Raw genomic sequence first — 15,481 nt, 5'->3', positions numbered from 1 at the left:
TTTAATAAAAAACCCGCTTTAAAGCGGGTTTTTTATTTCATACTTTTCATCAATTTCAGCCATTAAGCTTTTGAAATAGTCATTTTTTTCATTAAGATAAAAATTATATATTCGTCCAGCTCGTTCATCATTGCTCCGCATTGCTTTTCTCATTAACTCGATTGCAACTAGATAATCTTCAATTTCATTAAACCAATATTCACCATGTAATAATCGATTTTCTAAAGATTGTTTTAACGCTAAATATTCTCTCTGGATATTATCTAAAGCTGTATAAGCAAATAGTTTATTCTGCTCATCATAAATACTATGAATTTTTTCAAACCAATAAGAAATTGGCAACAAGCCAACTAATTTTTCATTTTCAAATTTCTTTTTAACTTCATTTTCCATAATAATTATTTCTTTATTCAGTCTTCTCAAGAGAACAATTGCTTCTTGAGTAACTCATAAATAGAAATTTCTTCATAAACTGTATCTTCTTTCTTTTTAGAATATCTCAACAAGTCAAAACCAGATTTATTAATTGTGATACGAGAAATAAAATTATTAAATTCATCCTTATCTTTTTCGCTTCTTCCTCCTTCATTATTTAGGATTGTGTGCCCAATCGAAGCATTCCGAACCTTACGGATCTTTTTCAACTCACTATTTGCTTCCCATTGAACTTTGAATACTTCATATAGATGCTTCAAGCTATCTTGTTGAAGAATGAAACATTGTAAAATTCCATAGCAATGAATGTATTTAAGCCCTGTTTCTTTAGGAAACTCCGTTTGCAGATAATCCTTAAAGGCTAAGGATGTGTCTCCTAACACATCTAAAGCACTGCATAGCATCCACCATCTGTGCTTATCATTTAATAATTGGTAATGAAGAACTCCACAATTAATATAATTACGCAGCTGATTTTCTAAATTTTCTATTTGATCTAAAGAGTCTAGTAGATGATCCATACTTATATCTATACGGGTAGAGTATTCTTTAAAATTAGTTTTCAAATCATAGGCAATTTCATCTGAATTGCCTATACTCAACCTAACAACACTCAACAAGAAAGAATCATATGAAATTTAAAGCTCTTATTTTGACGGGTCTTGCGAGTATCGCAGTTACAGCTTGTACATCTGCACCAAAAATCCCGCAGCTTGAAGTTGGCGTCTTACAGGAAGTACAAAACCTCGAAGTATCTCCAGAAACCACCAACAACAAGGCAAAACTGACCAAGTTCCTCGACAAATGCGTGATTGAATTTACCGGCGATCTTGGCAATAACCGTGTCGTTGAACAATGGTCATTTAAAGGCCTTACCCTGATGGATGCAGGTTCAGCAACTTTCCAGCGCGACGGCACCAGCACTGCACAAAAGTTTGATCTACATGCCAAAAATGTACAAAAAAACTTTATTTCACTCCGCCATCACTTTGCCAAAGATGCATTAACTCAATGTGACTAAGCATCCTGCCCTGTTTTTATTCAGAAAATGGGGCAATTCTTTATCTAAAATAAATAAAAACCGGTTTCATATCTCACCGCGCCGTCTTTCATTACAAAAAAGCTAAATTGTACTTCTTGGAAGTGCTCGCGAATCCATCAGATCTTCATTGTTTTCGTGAAATTATCCGCTACACTCAAAATCAAACAAAAGATCGCTATTTGACTACTTCGAGGTCGATCACATTATGATGATGAAAAAAGCTATTATTCTCGGCACTGCATTTTTAATCTGCATTCCGGTATTGACACAAGCTGCAACCGAATCAGAAGCACAAACCAGCAAACCTATTGCGCCATATGGCACCAATCCAAATCTTTTGCATGTCTTTGCCTATAAAGCTCAGGAAGGCGTCATCAATACCGCAGAAAAAGTCGGTGAAGTGACTGAAAAAGGCATTGCCAAAGTCAAACCAGGTGTAGATCGTGCTTGGGGAAATACCAAGGCAGCGGCTTCAGAAACCGCACAAAAAGTCGATCAGGGAGCTACGCAAGCAGCCCAACAAACCAATCAGAAAATCCAGCAAACCAAAGAAGTCTGGCGTGGCAATTCACAGCAGGCACCTATCGTGCAGCAGCCTTTAAGTGAATCTTCTACGCCTCGGCAAACCACGACACCACAGATGCAGCCTCAATCCGGTTCCGGTACTGCTACCAGTTATGCGGTGACTGATCTGTAAAAAAAGCCCATCATGGGCTTTTTTATATTTTCTAGCAGAAAAGATTCACTTCGACAGAATGATCAAAATCAATTCACCTGTCGAATTGGCTGGCCATTTTTAAAAGCCTGAACATTTTCTATCATCTGGTTCACAATGCGCTGCCGTGCATCAACACTGCCCCATGCATTATGCGGCGTCACAATCAGGTTTGGAATTGTTGCATCAAGTAAGATATTGCCTTCTTTGGGTGGCTCAACCGTTAAAACATCGGTCGCTGCACCGGCAATCTGACCTTCACGCAGCGCCTGCGCCAAGGCTGCTTCATCGACAATTCCGCCACGCGCACAGTTAATTAAAAATGCGCTTGGCTTCATGGCTTCGAGTTCAGCATGACTGATCAAATGTCGGGTGTCTTCAGTGAGTGGACAATGCAAACTGAGAAAATCAACTTGAGCAAGCAACTCGGCAAATGCTACACGGGATGCATCTGCTGGACGGTTTGGCAGCGCAGCAATGAGAACTTTCATGCCAAAAGCTTCAGCCAGTTTCGCCACCGCATGGCCCAGTTCACCATAACCGACAATGCCCAGTGTTTTTCCGGACAGCTCGACAATTGGCGCATCCAGCAAACAAAACTGGCTGGCTTTTTGCCACTGGCCTTGTTGTAACGCACGTTGATAAGACAGAAATGAAGTGGCCAGATTGAGCATTAACATTAAGGTATGTTGTGCAACCGCAGACGTTCCATAGGCCTGACAGTTACAGACCACAATGCCGTGTGTTTTGGCTGCTGCCAGATCGACATTATTGCTGCCGGTCGCAGAAATCAGGATCAGTTTCAGTTCAGGACAGTGCTGAATGGTCGCAGCATCAATCAGCACTTTATTGCTAATAATGACTTCAACCTCGGCCACACGGGAAGCAATCTCGGCCCCCGAAGTCGTTGGATACAACACAAGCGGATCAAAGGCTGCATGCAGTGCCTGAAAGTCCAAATCCTGTTGGTCTAGAGAAGCATAGTCTAAATAAACGGCTTTCATGGCTGTTCCCTCAATCCTGTTGAACCATTGATCTTTATCATTTAAAACAAGTCATTGAGGCTTTTCAAGCAGTTTCCGCTCTGCCAATCTTAATCCAGCGGTTTATCGAGATGATTGCGCAATGAACGCCGGATTTTATAGATCACATACACCGCCAGAATGATCATGAAAATAATCGATGCACTCATCATAATCACGGCTGGATGTACACTTTCTGCATGTGCCAGATTGGGCAGCGCTAAACCGACCATGAAACAGACTTGTATCATCTGGGCAGATTGCATCATATAGAGCCCCCCTGGTTCGTTTCAACTATCGGGAGCAGTACGGGTGGATATTATTTGTACCGCCTATCTCTATATTATGCCTAGCCAATCACATGTCAAGTAATTGTTTTTTATTAAAAAATAAAGCTAGTTTATTTCATTGTGCGTCACAAACTGCGTATTTTTGTCACTTTCATCGATAAAGGCCGCAGCGCCATACTCATTGGTACTTAAATTCAAGTGCTTATAGCTGAACATATAATAATCGCTATAACGTTTCATGAGAATCGGGTGCATGCCCAGACTGAGTTCATCCTGCTCCTTGATCAGTTTCATGACATGCCGGTCATTCATCACCACCAGATAACGCTCATCATTCAAGCTGATGCTCAATAGGCCATTGCCTTTGGCATAAATCGGAATCAGGAATTTATGGTTCAGGGCAATCGCGCCTTCTGCATAACTTTCGATTTTATGACTGATGACATTAAATACCAGACCATGTCCATATTGATCCAGAAGCAACTGACGATTTTCCTGCGGCAAATTGACATGAATGCCGAGCTTGAGCAGGTCATGCTGATCGACCTGTTTATTTTGCAATAATTCTCTTAAGATCACCTGTTTCTGGCTGGCATCAAAAAACTGATTATCCAGTTGCAGATCATTATTTTTCAGGATACGCCCCAAGGCCATACGATGGCGTGGCAAAACATTTTCAATGACTTTGCGATAATAGAACTTGCTGTTTTTCTTGACCCGACGCATTTTCTGGTAAAAATAACTCGGTTCGTAATCATGTACCAAAAAGTCATACAGCAATTCGGAACTGGCCAGAACGGCAATGGCATCATGTCCGGTAAATGGCAAATGCAGCACATGATGCTGCGGAATCAGGGCCTGTAATTTCAGATAATGCGCACGGTCTTCGGCACAATACGGATCATAAACAATAATATATTCGCACGTGCTATCGATATCTTCGGCTTCAACCCGCATTCCTGCATTCAGCTCTGGTTGATAGAACATATTGTAGCGGGCATCGTGTACATCATCCGGATTGATCGAATATTGCGGCACCATCGCCACCACGCGCTGCACGCCTAAGGCGCGGGAATACTTGATCGCGGCATAGCCACCCATCGAGCCGCCATAGGCAACCCGCTGCTGAAACGGCGCAATCAGTTCAGCCACTGCCTCTAACATGTTCCACATGGAACCTTGCGGGAACCAGGATTTGTGCTTGGGCATAATACCCAGAACATTGAATTCAAATTTCTGTAGCGACTTTTCTGCATTGATGTTGAGGCCCTTGGCACGGGTAATCAAATCGCCAAATGAAAAAATCAATTCTGAAGATGACCCCGGCATAAAAATCGCGCGTATATGCTCATCTTCAAAAACAATCTGCTTGTCCATAACTTTCCCGTGCTGGTAAATCGAACCCTTCCACAACAATTCAATCAATGAATGCTGTCAAAAAAGTGAATATGCTATTTTATATCGATCAAAAAGATTAAAAAGCGCAAAATATGACACAATCATTACATCCGGCAGCAAAACGGGGTTTTAGTGCATCTGCCGAGCTGTATCAGCAAGTGCGTCCCGATTATCCGGCAGAGATCAGTCAGTGGCTGGCCGATACTTTGACTTTGCCTGTCGATGCGCGTCTTTTGGATTTGGGCAGTGGAACCGGCAAGTTTATTCCCTATTTACGCCCGCTCAGTAAAAACATCATCGCTGTCGATCCGGTTACCGAAATGCTGGCACAATTAAAACTGGCCCATCCGGACATTGAGGCTATTGAAGGCCTGAGCCATCAACTCCCCTTGCCTGATCATAGCCTGAATGCGGTATTTTGTGCACAGTCATTTCACTGGTTTGCGAATGCAGAGACCTTACAGGAACTCAACCGAGTCCTCAAACCCGATGCTTATCTGGTTCTGGTCTGGAATCAGCGGGATACCCGGGTAGACTGGGTTCAGGCACTGGCAGATTGTATCGCCCCCTTAGAAGGTGATACCCCGCGTTATCATAGCGGAGCGTGGCGCAAGGTGTTTGAACAACAAACCCTGTTTCAGCCCTATGCAGAAACCAGCATGACCCGGCAACACCATGGCAGTGTGGAGCAGGTGGTATCAAAACGGCTACTCTCGACCAGCTTTATTGCAGCCATGCCGGCATCTCGGCAAGCACAGCTCAAACAACAGCTTGAACAGATTATCTGGGACTATACAGCCAAAGGTATAGAGGAAATGATTGATTTTCCTTATATTACCCATATATACGTATTTAAAAAAACTAATTAAAAACAGGAGTCAATCATGCATAAAATATCAGGAATGACACGCACTGCCCTGTTTGCAGCAGTCATGCTGCTCATGGCATGTGACCAGAAAACATCGGAAAGTACCGAACCGGCTGCAGACAGTACGGCTTCAGATCAGGTGATGCAGGAACTGAAAACCGAGCCGCTGAAAGACTTTCCCAAAACCACTGATGATCCACATGATATTGCAGTACTGACCGATTATGAGCAACGTTTTCAGGAAATGAGTGCGGAGCTGGAAAAAGAATTAAACAGCATGCGTGATGAAGATAGCTTGAGTCCGGAGTTTATTCAGCAACGCCAGCGCGATCATGTACAGTCAGCCCTGAATATGCTGAAGGATTTAGAACTGAAAACCGAACAGGGCCGTTATATTCAGGGCATGATGTATCAATATTGGCAACATCAGGACAAATTGGTAAATAGTCCTGAGACTCAAACCAAAACAGTGAATGAGGCCAGTGAAAGTGTCAAAGGTTTAGGGAAATATCTGCATGCGCAAGAGCAACTAGAACGCTGGCGTTCGCAATATCCGGATCTGAATGCCAACACAGCATCTGCCCGCCCAGCCAGTTAATTCCATGGAGCTCATTGCTTGCACCCAGCTTGACTAAAATACACAGCGAACATCTAAGCTCAACGGGTGCATACAGGCACCGTGGATAAGCATGATACTGTCCAGGCTTGGTCTGCATTTCAGAATAAGGGCTTTTTCTCCCTCAGCATAAAATGACTTAGCTGGCCTTTAGGAACTGATGCACCCCTTGACCTGCCGCCCGGCCTGTAGCAAAACAGGCTGTCAGCAGATAACCTCCAGTCGGTGCATCCCAGTCCAGCATTTCCCCACAAAGAAATACATACGGATTGGATTTAAGTTGGAGCTGTTCCGACAGCACTTCACGCTTGACCCCACCTGCACAGCTAATCGCTTCTTCAATCGGACGAAAGCCTGTAAGTGGAATGGTCAAATGTTTCATCTGCTTGGCTAATTCAGCAGCATCTTGCCACCAAGTCTTGGCCACCAGTTCACGCACCAAAGCCGCTTTGGCACCATCCAATCCGGCTTTACGCCAAACATTGCTTAAAGACTGCTTCTTAGTCGGCTGTAATTTTTTCGCCAATTGCCCCACACTTTGGTCAGGAAATAAATCCAGACTCAGTTGCATTTGCTGACCTTGTTTTAGCTGTTCGCGTAAACCTCTTCCCTGCTTATAAATCAAACCACTTTCAAGCCCATAATGACTGATCACAATGTCACCCGTGGTTTTTTCACCTTGCCCGACCCAGGCTTCTACACGTTTTAAAGGCTGACCAAAGACTGGCTGCATGAACTTGGACCATGGATATTCCACCCCGGCATTACTGGCCTGAAAAACTTCAATCTCATCGGGTTTTAACCAGGCTTGCCATGCGCCGTCACTGCCCAGTTCTGACCAGGATATTGCGCCACAGGCCAAAATAATCGCATCAAATTTTTCAGTGCGAAGTTCATTATTTTTTAGATCGTGCAGCTCAAGCTGTTGTTGATGCAGGCGGCTGACTTTATGCCGGTAATGAAACTGGATGCCATGACTGGCCAAGCGCTTGAGCCAGGCACGCAGCAAGGGAGCAGCTTTCATCTCTGTGGGAAATACCCGACCGGATGAACCAATATAAGGCTCAATGCCTAGTTCCTGCATCCAGTTTTGAATCCAGACAGCATCCCACTGTTTGACCCATGGCGACAACCAGTCCACCTGATCATAACGCTGCACAAATTGCTCAACCGGTTCCGCATGAGAGATATTCAGGCCGGTTTTGCCTGCCATCAAAAATTTACGTGCAGCAGACGGTTTTTGCTCATAGACGTGCAGCTCATAATCAAACTGACTAAGGACTTCTGCGGCCATTAACCCGGCAGGGCCAGCGCCAACAATGGCAATACGTTTGCTCATCTGATTATTCCGCGATGCTAGCATTCTGCCCTTGCAAAGGCTGGAAATCATCAAACCGTGTCACATAAGCTTCAGGTTTAGTAATAATAAGTTGCTGACACAATTCCCCACGTTCCAGATATTTAATTTCAAAATGAGTGCGTGCTGAATCCTGGGCAATGACTTCTTTAATAAAAGGTAATTTCCACAGTTGTTCCGCCTGCTGTTCTGCTTCTTCGATATAAGCAGGAATATTACTGGCCAGTGTAATGGTTCCACCCGTCTTTAAACGGGAAAGTAAAAACTCAAAAAATGGCATATTGACCCAGCGCTGCGCCGGATTATGCGGTTCAGGATTTGGATACAAAATAAAGAATTGTTCTACCTGCTCTGGATACAATGCATGCACGATCCACGGCAAAGCATCGGCATGAACGGTCTGTAAATTGGCCTGACCTTCAATCCCGTGCTGTTTTTGCATGGCCAGGAATTTTTCGCGGGTACGTTCAATCGCAATCAGTTGAGTATCGGGGTGGGTCTTGGTAAATAACAAAGCATGTTTGCCTTTACCCGCCCCGACTTCGATGCAGACCGCTTCAGGACTGATGCTTTGAAAATCACGGGGTGCATGCATACGCTGTGCTTGAAATTGACGAATCGGCATAATCAGATCAAACTAATAAAAACCGCATAAGTCTACCAAGTGCGGCTATATTTGCCTAATCGAAGCTTTATTTTTCTTTGGAGTTGATCTCATGCCCACTACTTTAAACTGTCCGCGCTGTGGCAAACTGACGACTTGGGAAGAGAATGATTTCCGTCCTTTCTGTTCAGAACGCTGCAAGATGATTGACCTGGGCGCATGGGCCAATGAAGAATATAGCTTGCCCACTCAAGATGCACCGCAGGCGGACACTTCTGAGGATTAGAAGTTCTGTACAGTAAAAAAACATTTCTGAACTGAAGACTATGTAGAAAATTAGCCAAAAATCACATAAAGTTTATAAAATCACCCTGAAAAGCCAACACGACTTAACACCATTCATCGTGCCTTAGCATTATTGTTCTACTTTAAATCTTCACATTATTTTTAGAGCAATAATATGAGCTATATTATTTTAAAAGTCATATTAGTTGGGGTGGGTCTACTGGCACTTCTCTCTCTGGGAGTCGGTATTTTCCAACAAGATAGCTTGTTTATTGTACTGGGTGTGCTTTTTGCTTTTATGGCATGGCTAATTCACATGCAAACTCGTCAATTTAGCAGTGATCCATTTTCAAAATAAAAGACCAAGGATACTTGGTCTTTGATTCACGTCGATATTTAACCCGCTTTGCCTGCAATAAAGGGATTATGCTGCTTTTCAAAACCAATGGTGCTGATCGGTCCATGTCCTGAAATAAACTGGGTTTCATCCGGCAGGCTAAAACATTCACGCTGAATTGAATCCAAGAGCTGCTGATGATCGCCACGCGGGAAATCCGTACGGCCAATCGAGCCTTTAAACAGCACATCGCCCGTCCATAACAGGGCATGATTGCTATTATAAAACATCACATGGCCCGGGGTATGCCCTGGCGCGAAACGCACTTCAAATTCTTCATTACCGAGCTTCAGTATTTCCCCCCCTTCCAGCCATTGTGTCACTTCAACTTTTTCTGGAATAGGAAAACCATAACGCGCTGAAACCTCCTGAATCATGTCCAGCCAGAAAGCATCTTCCTTATGTGGCCCAATTACTGGTACATTCCAGGCCTTTTTCAAGGCGCCTACTGCACCTGCATGATCCAGATGTCCATGGGTCAGCCATAAAGCTTTCACGGTTAAGCCCAGAGCTTCGACCTCAGCTTTGAGTTTTTCAGCTTCGCCCCCTGCATCAATCAAAATGGCTTCTTTCGTGTCCGTATCCCAAATGATCGAACAGTTTTGCTGAAAAGCAGTAACCGGAACAATTTTGACTTGTAACATAGAGCAAAAAACCTCGGAAAAATTAATGAGCAAGCGTTTGTGTCAATGCATCCAGATTAGCCTGTAGCAAACTGTTCAGCAATCGCAAATGATCTTCACGGCTATTTAAAGCAGGAATATAACGATAACTGCCTCCCCCCAGAGATTTAAAAGTTTCGGCATTTTCTATGGCCAGTTCCTCAAGCGTTTCCAGACAGTCAGCCGAGAATGCCGGGCTCATCACCTGCACGGATTTCACCCCCTGTTTGGCCCAGTCTTCCAGCAAAACATCGGTATAGGGCTTAATCCATTCCTGTTTGCCAAAGCGTGACTGAAAGCTAATCGCATATTGCTCTGCACTCAGCCCTAACGCCTGTGCAACCAGTTGTCCGGTAATACGACAACGATCGGCATAAGGATCGCCTTTGTCGGCATAAGGCTGCGGAATACCATGAAAAGACATTAACAGTTTTTCCGGCTGACCATGCACTGCCTGATAGTCACGCACGCTTTGCGCCAGAGCCTGAATAAATAAAGGATGTTGATAATAATCCCGAATGATGCTCAAACCAGGCAAATTGCGTTGCTTCACCACCCATTTTGCCAGGGCATCATAGAGAGGTGCAGTCGAAGTAGCAGAATATTGGGGAAATAGTGGAAATAAGATCACATGGTCCTGCGGCTGTTCAGACACTCTGGCCAAAACCTGCTGAATATTCGGATTGCCATAAGTCATTGCTGGCACCACATTCAACTCAAACTGCGGATAGAGCTGGGTCAAATGGGTTTTGACTGTATTGACCTGCTGCAACAGGATTTCACGCATCGGTGAATCCTCTCCCCAGACCTGTGCATAGGCCTGTGAAACCCGCTTAGGCCGAAATGGCAAAATGAATAAACGCAGGATTATTTGCCAAATGGGTTTCGGAATTTCAATCACCCGCTGATCAGACAAAAACTGCTTCAGGAAACGGCGTACTGCTGGAATCGTGGGCGCATCTGGCGTACCCAAGTTGGCCAATATAATCGTCACTTTAGCTTTAGCAGGAGAAGACATTCAGTTTATCCGTCATGGTATCAACCCCTGTACTTTAACAGTTTTTGATTGATTCTCTATATGGATTAATACACTGACTTAGATTGAAAAGTACGATCTAAATCCAGCAAACTGCTGTCCAGTAATTTTTGAGCTTTCGGCGTAATCTGCCAGAGCATGCGCTGGCGGTCATCCCGACCTGATGGCACAATCCAGTCATTCTGGCGCATCTGAATTTTCAAGCTATGCAAGGCACGAATATTCATCTGGGCACGAGCCACGGCATGTGCACGTGGCATTTCTGCCCGTGCATCTTCCAGACCGTTTTCATTTAAATATTCATTCATCCGCTTGGAGAAAAACTCTTCCGGTGTCGGATTGACAAAGGTAGAGCCCAGCAGGGCCAATAATTGCGCCCAAGTCAGCTTCTTCTGAACTTTAATTTCCTTAAAGTTTCCATCCTGATAAGCCTGCATCCGGTATTCAAAAGAAAAAACTTCATGCATGGATACTTTAGGCAGGCTCAGGAACGGATCTATTTCCGCCGTTCCACCATCACGCTCCAGTTGGCTCACTTTAGCCTTAAGCTGATCAATCTCGTCATGCAGCGCCTGGGTATTTTGCGGACGCACCCATCCGGTCACCGGATAACGCTCCAGCATTTGCGGCATATTAAAACGTACTGCCATTTCCAGATCGCGCAAGCTGCGATAAGTAAAGACCTGGTCTACTTCCTGCTGCAGTAATTGACGAAATTCCTTAAACTTTTCCCGTAATTCCGGCTTGGTATCATGTAATGAGCTTTCACGTGATGCCGGATCGTCATGCATAAACACAATAATCGGTTTTTGCTTGGTCACTGCATAGATGTATTCGAGGTGCATATAACCGACACCCGAGACAGACTGTTCCCCATACTGACTGCCTAGCAAAATCACTACATAGTCACAATCATCAATCTGGCGGCGTGAAAAAGCAGTATTCAGCGGCGTACGCTGTTCCAGTCCCCAAGAGAAGAACCCCATACCCACTAATGTTTGAGACAAAATGATACGTTCCGGCTGCATTTCTGCCCCAGAGGTTGAGATGAACACTTGGTATCGTTTATCCAGCATGGGCTATCCTCTTCTCCTGTACATTTGCATAAAAAATGCATGAATTCATGCATTTTGACACAATATGACCACCCCAAAATGAAAAAATATCGTTCTTTTAAAATTATAAAAATGAGTTTTAAACTGCACTCATATTACTGATCTGCCATTTTAAACCGGCAGGAATCAGGTGCTGCAAAACCGGCCGGAGCTGTTCAGCATTCTGCCCACTCACCACCAATTCAATTTTCATGCTTTCTTTACACTCATGCTCAAATAATAACTCATTTTTAATTAAAATTCGGGCCGTTTGTCTCGCAACTGCGAATCCTGAGTCAATTAATGTCAGCTTTTGACCAAAAATATACTGAATTGACGCTTTTAGGAAGGGGTAATGCGTACATCCCAGCACTAAATAATCAGCGCCTTGATCCACAACCGGTTGTAAAATCTCTATTAATGTCTGTAAACAGGCTTCACTCATCTGCTCTCCAGCCTCAACAAAAGGTACCAGTTCCAGACTGGTCACAGGCAGGACTTTAACCTGAGCCGGTTCGGCAAAACGGGAGATTACATCTTTAATCAGTTGCCCGCGAAAAGTGGCCGGTGTTGCCAAGACCGCAACTGTTTTCGACTGAGTATTCAAGACTGCAGGTTTAAGTGCTGGCACCAAACCGATAATTGGAAAGTTCTCGCCATAATAGTCACGCAAATAATCCAGACTAAAGGCAGAAGCCGTATTACAAGCCACGACTGCCACTTTACAGCCCTGACGATACAGCCATTCAATCGCCTGGGCAGTCAGGCTACGGATTTCCTGATCATCTCTCGGGCCATAAGGCACATGTGCAGTATCGGCATAATAGACAAAGCGTTCATTCGGCAGATGGCGGGCAATTTCCAGAGCCACCGACAAGCCGCCTACGCCCGAGTCAAAAATACCAATCGGCGCATCTGCTGTTGCGTTGGGCATCGGGTCTAATAGCGGGGAAATGGGTTGAATGGCGCTCATAACGGTCTGAATTGCGGTGTCAAAAACTCTAGCGACCAAGCTTAAACCTCAGGTGCTCAAATGCAAGTCTAAATCGCCACTTTTCAAACTTAAAACAGCTTCACCTGCCGGATTTTCATCAAGCTCTCCCATCTCGACCAGATGCAAAAATGCGGCACGCTGGATCAGGGCATTGATTCCAAAACGTACATGCACATAAGGTCGCAACTCATCTTTATATTCACGCATAAAGATCGGATGTTCGGCATCCACAATAATCAGGTCTTGGGTTGTGGTGCCCAGTTGCAAATAGCTCAGTCCATTAATCTCGACCTGATCGACCTGATTGACCAATAAAGGTTCATCTTCCACTTCAATTTCAATCATTTCTACCGGTGTTTTTAGGTAGAATTTTCCCTGCTCTTTCCAAAGGACGGTTGCAAACAGGTCAATCATGGCTTGGCGTTTGATCAATTGACCTTCGTGCCACCATTCTCCATTGGCCAAAACCTTCAGATCCATTGTGCCACAATGCTTTGGCTGCCATTGCTCCAAAGGGGGAATTGACCTTTTGTGACCGCCCTGTGCATCTTTTAAGTATTGCGCGATATCCATTAAATTTTTATCATCAGGAGAAGTTACTTTTTTCGTCAGATGTTTGCTGGGTACTGGCTTATCCATAAAAGAAGACCTTAATGACGGAAAAATAATATGTTTCAGCCAATTGGCTAAAACTCGGTTTAAAACTATACTAGCCCAGATTATCAAAGACACCAGTATTTTTGTGTCTAGGAACCAAGAACACTTATGGCAGCACCCAATCATCCGATTATGGTTGCCACCGAATAGTAATATGAGGAGTCCTACATGGAACACATCGAACGTGAATCGATGGAGTTTGACGTCGTCATCGTCGGCGCAGGCCCTGCGGGTCTATCTGCTGCGATCAAAATCCGTCAACTTGCAATTGAAAACAACTTAAATGATTTGTCCGTTTGTGTCGTAGAAAAAGGCTCCGAAGTTGGCGCACATATTCTGTCTGGTGCTGTGCTTGAACCGCGTGCCATTAATGAATTGTTCCCGGACTGGAAAGAACAAGGCGCACCGCTCAATGTGCCGGTGACTGAAGATAAAACTTTCTTCTTGCTTTCAGATGAAAAATCACAAGAAGCACCACACTGGATGGTGCCAAAAACCATGCACAATGATGGTAACTACGTCATCTCGCTCGGCAACGTGGTGCGCTGGTTAGGCCAAAAAGCTGAAGAACTGGAAGTTTCAATCTTCCCGGGCTTTGCCGCCTCAGACATTCTGTATCATGCAGATGGTACGGTAAAAGGCATCCAGACCGGTGACATGGGCATTGGTAAAGATGGCGAACCGACGCATAACTTTACTCCAGGTTATGAACTGCATGCCAAATATACGATTTTTGCTGAAGGCTGTCGTGGTCACCTCGGTAAACGTCTGATTGAACAGTTCAATCTGGCCAAAGATGCAGATCCACAGCATTACGGGATCGGCATTAAAGAACTCTGGGAGATTGATCCTGCCAAGCACAAACCGGGTCTGGTGATGCACGGCGCCGGCTGGCCATTGAATGAAACCGGTTCTTCAGGCGGCTGGTGGCTGTATCACGCTGAAAACAATCAGGTGACTTTGGGTATGATCGTGGATCTGTCCTACACCAACCCGCATATGTATCCATTCATGGAAATGCAGCGCTGGAAAACCCATCCTTTAATCAAGCAGTATTTAGAAGGCGGCAAGCGTATTTCTTATGGCGCCCGTGCCGTGACCAAAGGTGGCTTTAACTCGTTACCGAAGTTCACTTTCCCGGGTGGCTCACTCATTGGTGATGATGCCGGCTTCCTGAACTTTGCCAAAATCAAAGGCTCACATACCGCAATGAAATCCGGCATGCTCTGCGGTGAAGCGGTATTTGAAGCGATTGCGGCTGGTGTGGAAAAAGGCGGTGATCTGGCGATTGCACGTGTGGTTGAGGGTGACGATTTCTTTGTTAAGGAACTCACCGCTTATACCGACAAGTTCAACAACAGCTGGCTCAAAGAAGAGTTATACAATTCACGTAACTTTGGCCCGGCGATGCACAAATTCGGTCAATGGATGGGTGGTGCATTTAACTTTATCGACCAGAACGTGTTCAAAGTACCATTTACCCTGCATGATCTGGTGCAAGACCATGCTGCACTGAAAACCCAAGCCGCTGAAAGCTTCAAGCCAAACTATCCAAAACCGGATGGCAAGCTGACTTTTGACCGTTTATCTTCTGTATTTGTATCGAATACCGTGCATGAAGAAAACCAGCCTGCGCATTTAAAGCTGACCGATGCCTCTATTCCGGTTGAAGTAAACCTGCCTAAATGGGATGAACCGGCGCAGCGTTACTGCCCGGTGGGTGTCTATGAAATCATGGAAAATAATGACGGTTCAAAACGTTTCCAGATCAATGCAGCCAACTGTGTACACTGCAAGACCTGTGACATTAAAGATCCGTCTCAGAACATCACCTGGGTAACACCGGAAGGTGGCGGTGGTCCTAATTACCCTAACATGTAATTCGGATAGTCCTTGCGCGAGCTCATACCCTAACATGTAATGTTAGGGTAATCTTGCGAATGAGGAATATATTCCGCAAGTTCTCATATTCGAATATTTAAGCTCTCATGAGAACAAAATAAACCCGC

The 15,481-nt window shown here is 44.6% G+C and carries 19 protein-coding genes; 7 read left to right on the top strand and 12 right to left on the bottom strand.

Translation table 11 applies throughout. The features are described 5' to 3' along the window. Positions 1–18 precede the first annotated feature (18 nt). Together FTU95_RS07515 and FTU95_RS07510 are read right to left on the bottom strand one after the other, a co-directional pair. Positions 19–393, bottom strand: a complete 375-nt coding sequence (locus FTU95_RS07515; protein ID WP_180071895.1) for a hypothetical protein — start codon at positions 391–393, stop codon at positions 19–21. Between the two features lie 26 nt (positions 394–419). After that, complete coding sequence (locus FTU95_RS07510; RefSeq protein ID WP_051065003.1) at positions 420–1,055, bottom strand: hypothetical protein; 636 nt, start codon at positions 1,053–1,055, stop codon at positions 420–422. An 11-nt stretch (positions 1,056–1,066) separates the two neighbouring features. On the opposite strand from FTU95_RS07510, the gene FTU95_RS07505 reads away from it, so the two are divergent. Beyond that, positions 1,067–1,456 carry a hypothetical protein gene (locus FTU95_RS07505; RefSeq protein WP_005095392.1) on the top strand — a complete coding sequence of 130 codons (390 nt, stop codon included), beginning with the start codon at positions 1,067–1,069 and terminating at the stop codon, positions 1,454–1,456. Positions 1,457–1,682: 226 nt separating this feature from the next. Next, positions 1,683–2,174, top strand: coding sequence for a hypothetical protein (locus FTU95_RS07500; protein WP_180078062.1), 492 nt, complete (start codon positions 1,683–1,685; stop codon positions 2,172–2,174). Between the two features lie 68 nt (positions 2,175–2,242). On the opposite strand, the gene FTU95_RS07495 is transcribed toward FTU95_RS07500, so the two are convergent. From FTU95_RS07495 to FTU95_RS07485, 3 genes are all read right to left on the bottom strand, one after another. After that, positions 2,243–3,196: a 2-hydroxyacid dehydrogenase gene (locus FTU95_RS07495; RefSeq protein WP_180078060.1), complete on the bottom strand. Its 954-nt coding sequence runs from the start codon at positions 3,194–3,196 to the stop codon at positions 2,243–2,245. An 89-nt stretch (positions 3,197–3,285) separates the two neighbouring features. Continuing rightward, complete coding sequence (locus tag FTU95_RS07490) at positions 3,286–3,483, bottom strand: hypothetical protein (RefSeq protein ID WP_005172920.1); 198 nt, start codon at positions 3,481–3,483, stop codon at positions 3,286–3,288. A gap of 126 nt (positions 3,484–3,609) precedes the next feature. After that, positions 3,610–4,881, bottom strand: a complete 1,272-nt coding sequence (locus FTU95_RS07485; protein ID WP_100534668.1) for a hypothetical protein — start codon at positions 4,879–4,881, stop codon at positions 3,610–3,612. A 113-nt stretch (positions 4,882–4,994) separates the two neighbouring features. On the opposite strand from FTU95_RS07485, the gene FTU95_RS07480 reads away from it, so the two are divergent. Both FTU95_RS07480 and FTU95_RS07475 read left to right on the top strand, forming a co-directional pair. After that, on the top strand, positions 4,995–5,771 hold the full coding sequence (locus FTU95_RS07480; protein ID WP_180078057.1) for a class I SAM-dependent methyltransferase: 777 nt from the start codon (positions 4,995–4,997) through the stop codon (positions 5,769–5,771). A 15-nt stretch (positions 5,772–5,786) separates the two neighbouring features. After that, a complete protein-coding gene (locus FTU95_RS07475) occupies positions 5,787–6,368 on the top strand; it encodes a hypothetical protein (protein ID WP_180078056.1) in 582 nt (193 codons plus the stop codon). A gap of 157 nt (positions 6,369–6,525) precedes the next feature. On the opposite strand, the gene FTU95_RS07470 is transcribed toward FTU95_RS07475, so the two are convergent. Continuing rightward, positions 6,526–7,725 carry a TIGR03862 family flavoprotein gene (locus FTU95_RS07470; RefSeq protein ID WP_180078054.1) on the bottom strand — a complete coding sequence of 400 codons (1,200 nt, stop codon included), beginning with the start codon at positions 7,723–7,725 and terminating at the stop codon, positions 6,526–6,528. Positions 7,726–7,729: 4 nt separating this feature from the next. Further along, positions 7,730–8,374: an SAM-dependent methyltransferase gene (locus FTU95_RS07465; RefSeq protein WP_171063366.1), complete on the bottom strand. Its 645-nt coding sequence runs from the start codon at positions 8,372–8,374 to the stop codon at positions 7,730–7,732. Between the two features lie 85 nt (positions 8,375–8,459). On the opposite strand from FTU95_RS07465, the gene FTU95_RS07460 reads away from it, so the two are divergent. Together FTU95_RS07460 and FTU95_RS07455 are read left to right on the top strand one after the other, a co-directional pair. Continuing rightward, the gene (locus FTU95_RS07460; RefSeq protein WP_005095374.1) at positions 8,460–8,633 is read left to right on the top strand and encodes a DNA gyrase inhibitor YacG; all 174 of its coding nucleotides are present in this window, start codon (positions 8,460–8,462) and stop codon (positions 8,631–8,633) included. Between the two features lie 174 nt (positions 8,634–8,807). Next, the gene (locus tag FTU95_RS07455; protein WP_005095373.1) at positions 8,808–8,990 is read left to right on the top strand and encodes a hypothetical protein; all 183 of its coding nucleotides are present in this window, start codon (positions 8,808–8,810) and stop codon (positions 8,988–8,990) included. Positions 8,991–9,028: 38 nt separating this feature from the next. Here FTU95_RS07455 and FTU95_RS07450 read toward each other — a convergent pair whose 3' ends face one another. From FTU95_RS07450 to FTU95_RS07430, 5 genes are all read right to left on the bottom strand, one after another. Further along, a complete protein-coding gene (locus FTU95_RS07450) occupies positions 9,029–9,673 on the bottom strand; it encodes an MBL fold metallo-hydrolase (RefSeq protein WP_005172933.1) in 645 nt (214 codons plus the stop codon). A gap of 22 nt (positions 9,674–9,695) precedes the next feature. Then, positions 9,696–10,709 (bottom strand): ferrochelatase, encoded by a 1,014-nt coding sequence (gene hemH, locus FTU95_RS07445; protein ID WP_005172935.1) that lies wholly within the window; start codon positions 10,707–10,709, stop codon positions 9,696–9,698. 65 nt (positions 10,710–10,774) lie between these two features. Continuing rightward, positions 10,775–11,803 carry a DUF4062 domain-containing protein gene (locus FTU95_RS07440; RefSeq protein WP_005095369.1) on the bottom strand — a complete coding sequence of 343 codons (1,029 nt, stop codon included), beginning with the start codon at positions 11,801–11,803 and terminating at the stop codon, positions 10,775–10,777. Between the two features lie 118 nt (positions 11,804–11,921). Then, positions 11,922–12,794: a glutamate racemase gene (gene murI / locus FTU95_RS07435; RefSeq protein WP_180078052.1), complete on the bottom strand. Its 873-nt coding sequence runs from the start codon at positions 12,792–12,794 to the stop codon at positions 11,922–11,924. A gap of 48 nt (positions 12,795–12,842) precedes the next feature. Continuing rightward, positions 12,843–13,454, bottom strand: coding sequence for a DUF1285 domain-containing protein (locus tag FTU95_RS07430; RefSeq protein WP_005095365.1), 612 nt, complete (start codon positions 13,452–13,454; stop codon positions 12,843–12,845). Positions 13,455–13,640: 186 nt separating this feature from the next. Between FTU95_RS07430 and FTU95_RS07425 the strand changes: the two genes are divergently transcribed. Continuing rightward, positions 13,641–15,353 (top strand): electron transfer flavoprotein-ubiquinone oxidoreductase, encoded by a 1,713-nt coding sequence (locus FTU95_RS07425; RefSeq protein WP_180078049.1) that lies wholly within the window; start codon positions 13,641–13,643, stop codon positions 15,351–15,353. Positions 15,354–15,481: the final 128 nt, after the last annotated feature.

Origin of the sequence: Acinetobacter sp. YH12208 (assembly GCF_013418055.1) — a bacterium.
Taxonomy (GTDB): Bacteria; Pseudomonadota; Gammaproteobacteria; order Pseudomonadales; family Moraxellaceae; genus Acinetobacter; species Acinetobacter pseudolwoffii.
The sequence above is the reverse complement of the archived record's forward strand: the minus strand, read 5'-3'. Positions and strand labels throughout refer to the sequence as shown.